This is a genomic window from Duganella lactea (genome assembly GCF_009857505.1).
Classification (GTDB): Bacteria; Pseudomonadota; Gammaproteobacteria; order Burkholderiales; family Burkholderiaceae_D; genus Rugamonas; species Rugamonas lactea.
In genome coordinates this window covers 1-6,903 of record NZ_WWCP01000073.1, presented here as the reverse complement: position 1 = coordinate 6,903, position 6,903 = coordinate 1, and the positions used below count along the sequence as shown (strand labels likewise).

The following is a 6,903-nucleotide window of genomic DNA, read 5'->3' as shown; positions in this document are numbered from 1 at the left end:
GCCGCAGCCCGCGCCGCCCGCGCCTGCGCCGCCAGCTGCTCCGCCGTCGGCGCACTGGCCGGCGCCACCACCACCGGCGGCGCCGGATTCGGATCGGGCTGCAGCCACACGGTGGCCAGGCGCACCTCCTGCCGGCCCGGCGTATCGAGCCGCACATACAAATGAACATACTCGGCCGCCACCGGCTGGGCGGTGGTCACATGCAACACCGACTGCGCCCCGCGCCGCTCGATCTGCAAGCGCGCCGTCGCCAGCGCCGGCGGCATCGCCACATTCGCCCCGCGGTAGACATTGGCGTCGGCCAGCCGCACCTGCAGGCCGGCCAGCTCGTCCGGCGCCAGCGCCAGCAGCTCGATATCGGCCGCCAGCGGCTGGCCGCGATACGAACGCGGCACGACATCCCCCAGCTCGGCCGCCTGAACGGCGCCCAGCCAGAAGCACAATAGCAAGGTCAGGAGCGTGTACTGCATCATCATTCCAAAAAGGTGTACCAGCTATAACGGCGCGAATTCGCTTTTTTGTAGCCCCCGGTCAATTTTTTCAAACTGCGCTACACTCACAAGCCCCCAGTTGCCCACCCAGGAGCCCCCATGCGCACCCGCAGCGAACGTGACAGTTTCGGCCCGATCGAGGTCCCCGACCACCAGCTCTGGGGCGCGCAGACGCAGCGCTCGCTGGAGCACTTCCGCATCTCCAGCGAGAAAATGCCGGTCGAGCTGATCCACGCGCTAGCCAGCGTCAAGCGCGCCGCCGCCCGCGTCAACCACGACCTCGGCCTGCTGGACGGCGCCAAAGCCGCCGCCATCACGGCGGCCGCCGACGAGGTGCTGGCCGGCCGCCACCCGGATGAATTCCCGCTGGCCGTGTGGCAGACCGGCTCCGGCACCCAGACCAATATGAACCTGAACGAGGTGCTGGCCAACCGCGGCTCGGAGCTGATGGGCGGCGGCCGCGGCGGCGCCCGCACGCTGCACCCGAACGACGACGTCAACCTCGGGCAATCGTCGAACGACATCTTCCCCACCGCCATGCACGTCGCCGCCGCCCAGGCGCTGACGCACCAGGTGCTGCCGGCGCTGCGCCAGCTGCGCGCCAGCCTGCACGCCAAAAGCGTGGCCTTCGACGCCATCGTCAAGATCGGCCGCACCCACCTGCAGGACGCCACGCCGCTGACGCTGGGCCAGGAATTCTCCGGCTACGTGGCCCACCTGGACTTCGCCGAGCAGGCGATCGAGGCCGCCCGGCCCGGCGTGCTGCAGCTGGCCGCCGGCGGCACCGCCGTCGGCACCGGCCTCAACACGCATGCCGACTACGCGCCGCGCATCGCCGCCGAGCTGGCCAGCGCGCTGGGACTGCCGTTCCAGAGCGCCGCCAACAAATTCGCCGCGCTGGCCGGCCACGACGCCCTGCTGAGCGCGCACGGCGCCCTCAAAACGCTGGCCGCCGCGCTGATGAAGATCGCCAACGACGTGCGCTGGATGGCCTCCGGCCCGCGCTCCGGCCTGGGCGAGATCAGCATTCCCGAGAACGAGCCGGGCAGCTCCATCATGCCGGGCAAGGTCAACCCCACCCAGTGCGAGGCGCTGACCATGCTGGCCTGCCAGGTGTTCGGCAACGACGTCGCGCTGACCATGGGCGGCGCCTCTGGCAACTTCGAGCTGAACGTCTACAAGCCGCTGATCGCCCACAACTTCCTGCAAAGCGCGCGCCTGCTGGCCGACGGCATGCGCAGCTTCGATGACCATTGCGTGCACGGCATCGCGGCCAACACCGATCGCATCGAAGAACTGATGGAGCGCTCGCTGATGCTGGTGACGGCGCTGACGCCGCACATCGGCTACGACCGCGCGGCCGCCATCGCCAAGCACGCCCAGCAAGAGGGAAGCACGCTGCGCGAGGCGGCGCTGGCGCTGGGGTATGTCAGCGCCGAGCAGTTCGCGCAGTGGATCGTGCCGCTGGCCATGACGCGCCCGGGCGCCGACGCTTAAAAACCGTAGGAATAGCGCACGCCGGTCAGCAGGTCGGGACGGGCGTTGGCGTCGTGGCCAGGATTGACGCGCCACATCAGCGCGCCGGTCAGCCGGCCGTGGCGGCCGTCGCGGCCATACAGCCGGGTGTAGCTGAACTCCAGATCGCGCTCGCTGGCGGTCGGGCGCAGATTGAGCCGCGCCGCGCCCAGCGCCGCCGCGTTGACGCCGCCAAGGTCGGCCGCCGCCACCACGCCGGCGCCGGCGGCGGCGCGCACCTTGGCCGGCATCGACCAGGTCAGCGCCAGCCGGTCATTGTCGGCCCACAGCTGGCGCCGTACATAGCCGGCGCTGTAGGCCAGCGTGCGCACCGCCGACACCTGCGCCAGCAGGCTGTCGGGGTTGCCGATGCCGTCGCTCTTGCCATACGAGGCCATCGCCATCAGCGCGGCGCGCGGCGACAGCGCATAGCCGAGCGAGAGCGCGGTGAAACGGGTGGTCGGCCGCGTGCTCAGCAACATCGACATGCTCTGCTGCATGCCCGGCGCGCCGCCGCTCTCGCGCAGCAGGCCAACACTGACGATGCCGGTGCCGCGCCCCATCTTCTGCTCGAATTCGGCGCTGCTCAGATAGCGCTTGCCGCGCCCATCGAGCGGCTGCGGCAGCGGCGCCAGCGGCTCAAACGGCGTCAGCGGCGTCAACGGCTCGATCGCCGGCGCCGGCAGCACACCGAAGCGCACCTGCGGCGCGGCGCCGCCCAGCGCCTCGGCCAGCGCCGCCTGACGGTCGGTGGCGGCGAACAGCACGGCGGCGTCGGCGCGCGGCTCGACCGCCGGCACCGGCGGCTCGGCGGCCAACGCGCCGCCAGAACAGCCGCAGCCGCAGCCGCAGCCGGCCGCGACCAATGTCACACAAAGCTTATTCATGATGCAACTCGCCAAGAGGTCGTTGCGCCCTGCCGTCACATCGGCAGTCGAAACCAGCATAGCAAGTTCTTTTCTGCCTAGCAATCACGAGCGATCAGGTAAACTACGCGTCTGTCGGAATGCCGCTACACCAGGCCATGGTCGTGGCGGCGCCGGCTTCCCATCAAGGCAGCAGAGGATAAAATGCAGAAAGTCAGTTTTGAATTAAACGGTGAATTTGTCGAGCTGAACCAGCTGTTGAAGCTGGTCGGCCTGTGCGACAGCGGCGGCGCCGGCAAGCAGATCGTCGCCAGCGGCGACGTCAAGGTCGACGGCCGGCAGGAGTTGCGCAAGACCGCCAAGATCCGCGCCGGCCAGCAGGTCAGCGTCGGCGATGTGCGCATTTCCGTGGTCGCGGCGTAATTGTGCTTGCCTTGTGGAAATAACGCAGTAAGATGAGGGAGGCGCCGGCGTTTGATCCGGCGCAAACCGGCGCCGGTGCGCCCCGCTATAGTGGGTGAGCCGGACTTGTCTTTTCAACCAGTACGCTCACCAGGGGGCTGTCATGGACGCGCGAGAACCCAGCCTTCCCAGCCAGGAAAGTTTGCTGGACGATTTACGCCAGGTCATCGAAAACGCCGAAGAGCTGCTGAAGAACACCAACGACCACCACGGCGCGCTGTACCAGGCGGCGCGCGACAAGCTGGCGGCGGCGCTGCAGAACGCCACCGCCGAACTGGCGCGTTTTGAAGACGTGCAGATCGACCGCATGATCGAGCTGACCGCCATCGCCAGCCGGCTGCACCGCGACCTGACCGGCGAAGCCCGGTTGCTACGCGCGTTCCGCCGCGACACCTGATTCCACCAGCACCCCGAGCGCCAGCCACTGCCGCAGGCTGGCCGCCACGTCGAAGCGCGCATCGCGCGCCAACCCCGCGTCCAGCGCGTCGCCAAAGCCACGCCCCTGCGCCAGCGCCCGCAGCGCCGCGTGGGCCGCGGCGCTGAGCGGCGCCAGTTGTGCCGTCCACTGCGGCCGCGCCACCAGCGCATGACTGGCGACGGCCATGTCTTCCGGAAACGCCACGCCGCTGTCCGGCTGGTGCGCCTGCCACAACGCCACCACCGCATAGTCCGACGCCAGCAGCCGCGCCGCCGGCGGCAGCCGGAAACGCGTCACCTCCAGCCGCGCCGGCGGCAGCGCCGCCAGCCGCGCGGCGTCCACCGCGACCACGGCCGGGGCGAAATGGGCGCGATGCAAGGCCCACTCCAGCCGGGCCATGTCCGGCAGATACGGCAGCTGCGCCGCCGGCGGAAAGTCGCGCAGAAAACCGGCCAGGCCGGCGCCGAAGTGATGCAGATCGGGATTGCCGCTCGGCCGCGCGCGGCCGTAGGCGCGCGCCAGGCCGCCGAAGAAGCCCTCGCCGACCAGCGCCAGCAGCACCGGATAGGCGGCCGCCAGCGTCTTGCGCCACGTTTCGGTCTGGTTGCCACGATACAGCGCGAAGCGCTGCGCCGCCTGATCCGGCTGGCAGCCCGCCGGCGCCGTCACCCGGGCGTCGAACAGCGCGTCGGCGAACCAGCGCTGCCCGTCCGCCCAGTCGCCCGCGCCGGCCACGTCCGGCGGCGCCACGGTTGGCGTCACCGCGGGGGCGAGGGCCGGCGCCGCAACAGCGTGCAACGCCCGCGCCTTGTCCGCCTCCGCCAGCAGCGTTGCCAGCGGCGGAATATCGGTATCCCACTCGATCAAGGTCGGCACCGCGCCGAAGCGCCGCAAGGCGGCCTCGTACAATTGCCACACCGGCGCCGCCACCTGGTCGCCATGATGATCGATGACCGCCTGCGGCGTCACCAGATGCCCGGCCAGATGGATCTCGCCCACCATGTCCGGCGCCAGCGCCGCCATGGCCGCCAGCGCGTCCTCGCCATGGTTGCACTGGTTGACATACAGATTATTGACGTCCAACAGCACGCCGCAGCCGGTGCGCGCGGCCAGCGCCGCCAGAAACTCGGCCTCGCTCATCGCGTCCGCTTGAAACCGCACATACGACGACACATTCTCCAGCAACAGTCGCCGTCCCAGCGCATCCTGCACCCGCGCCACGCGCGCCGCGATGAACGCCAGCGCCGCCTCGTCCAGCACCAGCGGCAACAGATCATGCAACTGCCGCCCCGCCGCCGCGCTCCAGCACAGATGCTCGGACACCAGCGCCGGCTGCACGCGCGCCACCAGCGCGCACACGCGCCGCAAATGCGCGTCAGAAAAGCCATGCGCCGACCCCAGGCCCAGCCCCACGCCATGCAGACTGATCGGATAATCGCCACGCAGCCGCTCCAGCACATGCCAGTCCCAGCCGCCGGGCGCCAGATAATTCTCGCTATGCACCTCCAGCCAGCCAACGCGCGGCCGCCGCGCCAGAAACTCCCGGTAATGCGGCGTCCGCAGGCCGACGCCGACCCCCAGCGCGCCCGTCACCGGCGGCAATTACTTGGCCGGTGGCGTGGTCTTGCCGCCCAGCTTCTCGCACGTGCCCTTCGGCACATACTTCCACTCATCGGTCGCGTTATCGGTCTTGGCCTGGCCGGCGCAGGAGTGCGCGGCGGTGGCGCAGTCGTTCTGCCCGGTCTTGGCGACGCCGTAGCATTTGTCTTTGTCCTCGGCGGCGGCGACGCCGCCGGCCTGGGTGGCGCACACGGTCGCCAGCGCGGCGGCGATCAGGGCTTGACGTTTATTCATGGTAAGAGTCTCCAAAAGGTTGAATGCAAGCGCAGCGTACCAGCAATCACGCCGGCACGCACCTGTCGGATGGATAAAGGGAAAAGCATGGCGCACACGCGCCGCGCGTCGGGCGGCGCGCAGGAAACACAAGCAGCAGACCGCTCAGGCCTTGGTGTTGATATTGTTACCCAGATGCGACGGCAGATTCTGCACCGGCGGGATCGCCTCGATCAGGGCCGACGCACTGGAGGCCGCGATATCTTGCGCCTTCTTCAGCACAGCAATGCCAACGGCTTGCTTGGTGCCGGTATCGGCAATCGTGGTTGCGGTTTGGGCAATGCCAGTAACGTCCATGGGAACCTCCAATTAGGGCTATCACCGTTGTTTACGGACGCCGCAGCGGCAACTTTAGGCCTGCGCCGAAGTTTTTTTCAGATGCGCGAGCAACCAGGCCAGCACCTGCCGCGGCTGGTTCAGATCCAGCCACGCCACGCTGTCGCGCAGGTCCGCCGGCCGCGCATGATCGGCCGCCACCGCCACCACCCGCTGATCGTGCGGATACAGCGGCGCCCGGCCAGCTTCGATCCGGTACACCTCCAGCTTATCGATCGGGTAAGTCTTGAAGCCTTCCAGCAAGGTCAGATCGGCCGGCGACATGCGCGCCAGTTGCTCCTCCAGCGTCGGCTCGGCGGCGCCGCGCAGCTCGTGGATGATGGCGTAGCGGAACGGCGAACCGACCATCACCTCGGCCGCGCCGGCCTGGCGCAGGCGGGCGCTGTCCTTGTGCGGCGGCTCGAACTGCAGGTCATGATGGCTGTGCTTGATGACATTCACCCTCACCCCCTGCGCCGCCAGCTGCGCCAGCAGATGCTCCAGCAGCGTCGTCTTGCCGCTGCCGGAGGTCCCGATCACGCCCAACACCTTGCGCGGACTTGCTTGTTGCATACCTCATCCCTCACAACTGATTGATGGCGGGCATTATACGCCGCGACCAGCAACGGCCAGCGGCGCCATACCGGCTCAGTAGGGAACGCGGTAACGGTAGCCTTTGAAATTAAACACCGCCTCCTTCGGCTGCAGTTTCTCCAGCGTCAGGCCGGGCGCCACCTCATCGCCCTCGCGACGCAGCACTTTATCGACCAGCAACAGGCGGTCGGCGGCGTTTTTGGAATAGATGTAGCCGCCCACGGTGACCGGTGGAATCGAACGCTGGATAGGCTCCGGCAGTTCGCGCAGATTGACGACCGGTTCCTCGGCCGGGCGCGCGGCGGGCGCGGCGGCCTGGACCGGCGCGGGCGCCCCGGACGCCGAAGCC

The 6,903-nt window shown here is 68.9% G+C and carries 10 protein-coding genes; 3 read left to right on the top strand and 7 right to left on the bottom strand.

Going from position 1 to position 6,903, the window contains the following annotated elements:
- A partial coding sequence (locus tag GTP44_RS26530; RefSeq protein WP_371867339.1) for a type IV pilus assembly protein FimV occupies window positions 1-470 on the bottom strand: 470 nt, incomplete at its 3' end.
- Window positions 471-590: 120 nt separating this feature from the next.
- Here GTP44_RS26530 and fumC point away from each other — a divergent pair.
- The gene (gene fumC / locus GTP44_RS26525) at window positions 591-1,988 is read left to right on the top strand and encodes a class II fumarate hydratase (protein ID WP_160992996.1); all 1,398 of its coding nucleotides are present in this window, start codon (window positions 591-593) and stop codon (window positions 1,986-1,988) included.
- Here the strand turns inward: fumC and GTP44_RS26520 are convergent.
- On the bottom strand, window positions 1,985-2,893 hold the full coding sequence (locus tag GTP44_RS26520; RefSeq protein WP_161021765.1) for a hypothetical protein: 909 nt from the start codon (window positions 2,891-2,893) through the stop codon (window positions 1,985-1,987). The genes fumC and GTP44_RS26520 overlap by 4 nt on opposite strands.
- A 183-nt stretch (window positions 2,894-3,076) precedes the next feature.
- Between GTP44_RS26520 and GTP44_RS26515 the strand changes: the two genes are divergently transcribed.
- The gene (locus GTP44_RS26515) at window positions 3,077-3,295 is read left to right on the top strand and encodes an RNA-binding S4 domain-containing protein (protein ID WP_160992984.1); all 219 of its coding nucleotides are present in this window, start codon (window positions 3,077-3,079) and stop codon (window positions 3,293-3,295) included.
- 142 nt (window positions 3,296-3,437) lie between these two features.
- Complete coding sequence (locus GTP44_RS26510) at window positions 3,438-3,731, top strand: DUF883 domain-containing protein (protein ID WP_160992985.1); 294 nt, start codon at window positions 3,438-3,440, stop codon at window positions 3,729-3,731.
- Here the strand turns inward: GTP44_RS26510 and bufB are convergent.
- The 5 genes from bufB to GTP44_RS26485 all read right to left on the bottom strand — a co-directional run.
- Window positions 3,705-5,345, bottom strand: coding sequence for an MNIO family bufferin maturase (bufB, locus tag GTP44_RS26505; RefSeq protein ID WP_371867340.1), 1,641 nt, complete (start codon window positions 5,343-5,345; stop codon window positions 3,705-3,707). The two genes, GTP44_RS26510 and bufB, sit on opposite strands and share 27 nt — an antisense overlap.
- A gap of 9 nt (window positions 5,346-5,354) precedes the next feature.
- Window positions 5,355-5,606 (bottom strand): BufA1 family periplasmic bufferin-type metallophore, encoded by a 252-nt coding sequence (locus tag GTP44_RS26500; protein WP_161021764.1) that lies wholly within the window; start codon window positions 5,604-5,606, stop codon window positions 5,355-5,357.
- Between the two features lie 144 nt (window positions 5,607-5,750).
- Window positions 5,751-5,942: a YjfB family protein gene (locus tag GTP44_RS26495; protein ID WP_160992987.1), complete on the bottom strand. Its 192-nt coding sequence runs from the start codon at window positions 5,940-5,942 to the stop codon at window positions 5,751-5,753.
- A 54-nt stretch (window positions 5,943-5,996) separates the two neighbouring features.
- Window positions 5,997-6,533, bottom strand: a complete 537-nt coding sequence (gene mobB / locus GTP44_RS26490; protein ID WP_161021763.1) for a molybdopterin-guanine dinucleotide biosynthesis protein B — start codon at window positions 6,531-6,533, stop codon at window positions 5,997-5,999.
- 75 nt (window positions 6,534-6,608) lie between these two features.
- Window positions 6,609-6,903: general secretion pathway protein GspB (locus GTP44_RS26485; RefSeq protein WP_161021762.1), on the bottom strand; the 295-nt coding region annotated here is incomplete at its 5' end.

Excerpts from the sequence above, each read along its gene's own strand:
- fumC (WP_160992996.1), top strand. The coding sequence starts at position 591 with ATGCGCACCCGCAGCGAACGTGACAGTTTCGGCCCGATCGAGGTCCCC.
- GTP44_RS26520 (WP_161021765.1), bottom strand. The coding sequence starts at position 2,893 with ATGAATAAGCTTTGTGTGACATTGGTCGCGGCCGGCTGCGGCTGCGGC.
- GTP44_RS26515 (WP_160992984.1), top strand. The coding sequence starts at position 3,077 with ATGCAGAAAGTCAGTTTTGAATTAAACGGTGAATTTGTCGAGCTGAAC.
- GTP44_RS26510 (WP_160992985.1), top strand. The coding sequence starts at position 3,438 with ATGGACGCGCGAGAACCCAGCCTTCCCAGCCAGGAAAGTTTGCTGGAC.
- GTP44_RS26500 (WP_161021764.1), bottom strand. The coding sequence starts at position 5,606 with ATGAATAAACGTCAAGCCCTGATCGCCGCCGCGCTGGCGACCGTGTGC.
- GTP44_RS26495 (WP_160992987.1), bottom strand. The coding sequence starts at position 5,942 with ATGGACGTTACTGGCATTGCCCAAACCGCAACCACGATTGCCGATACC.
- mobB (WP_161021763.1), bottom strand. The coding sequence starts at position 6,533 with ATGCAACAAGCAAGTCCGCGCAAGGTGTTGGGCGTGATCGGGACCTCC.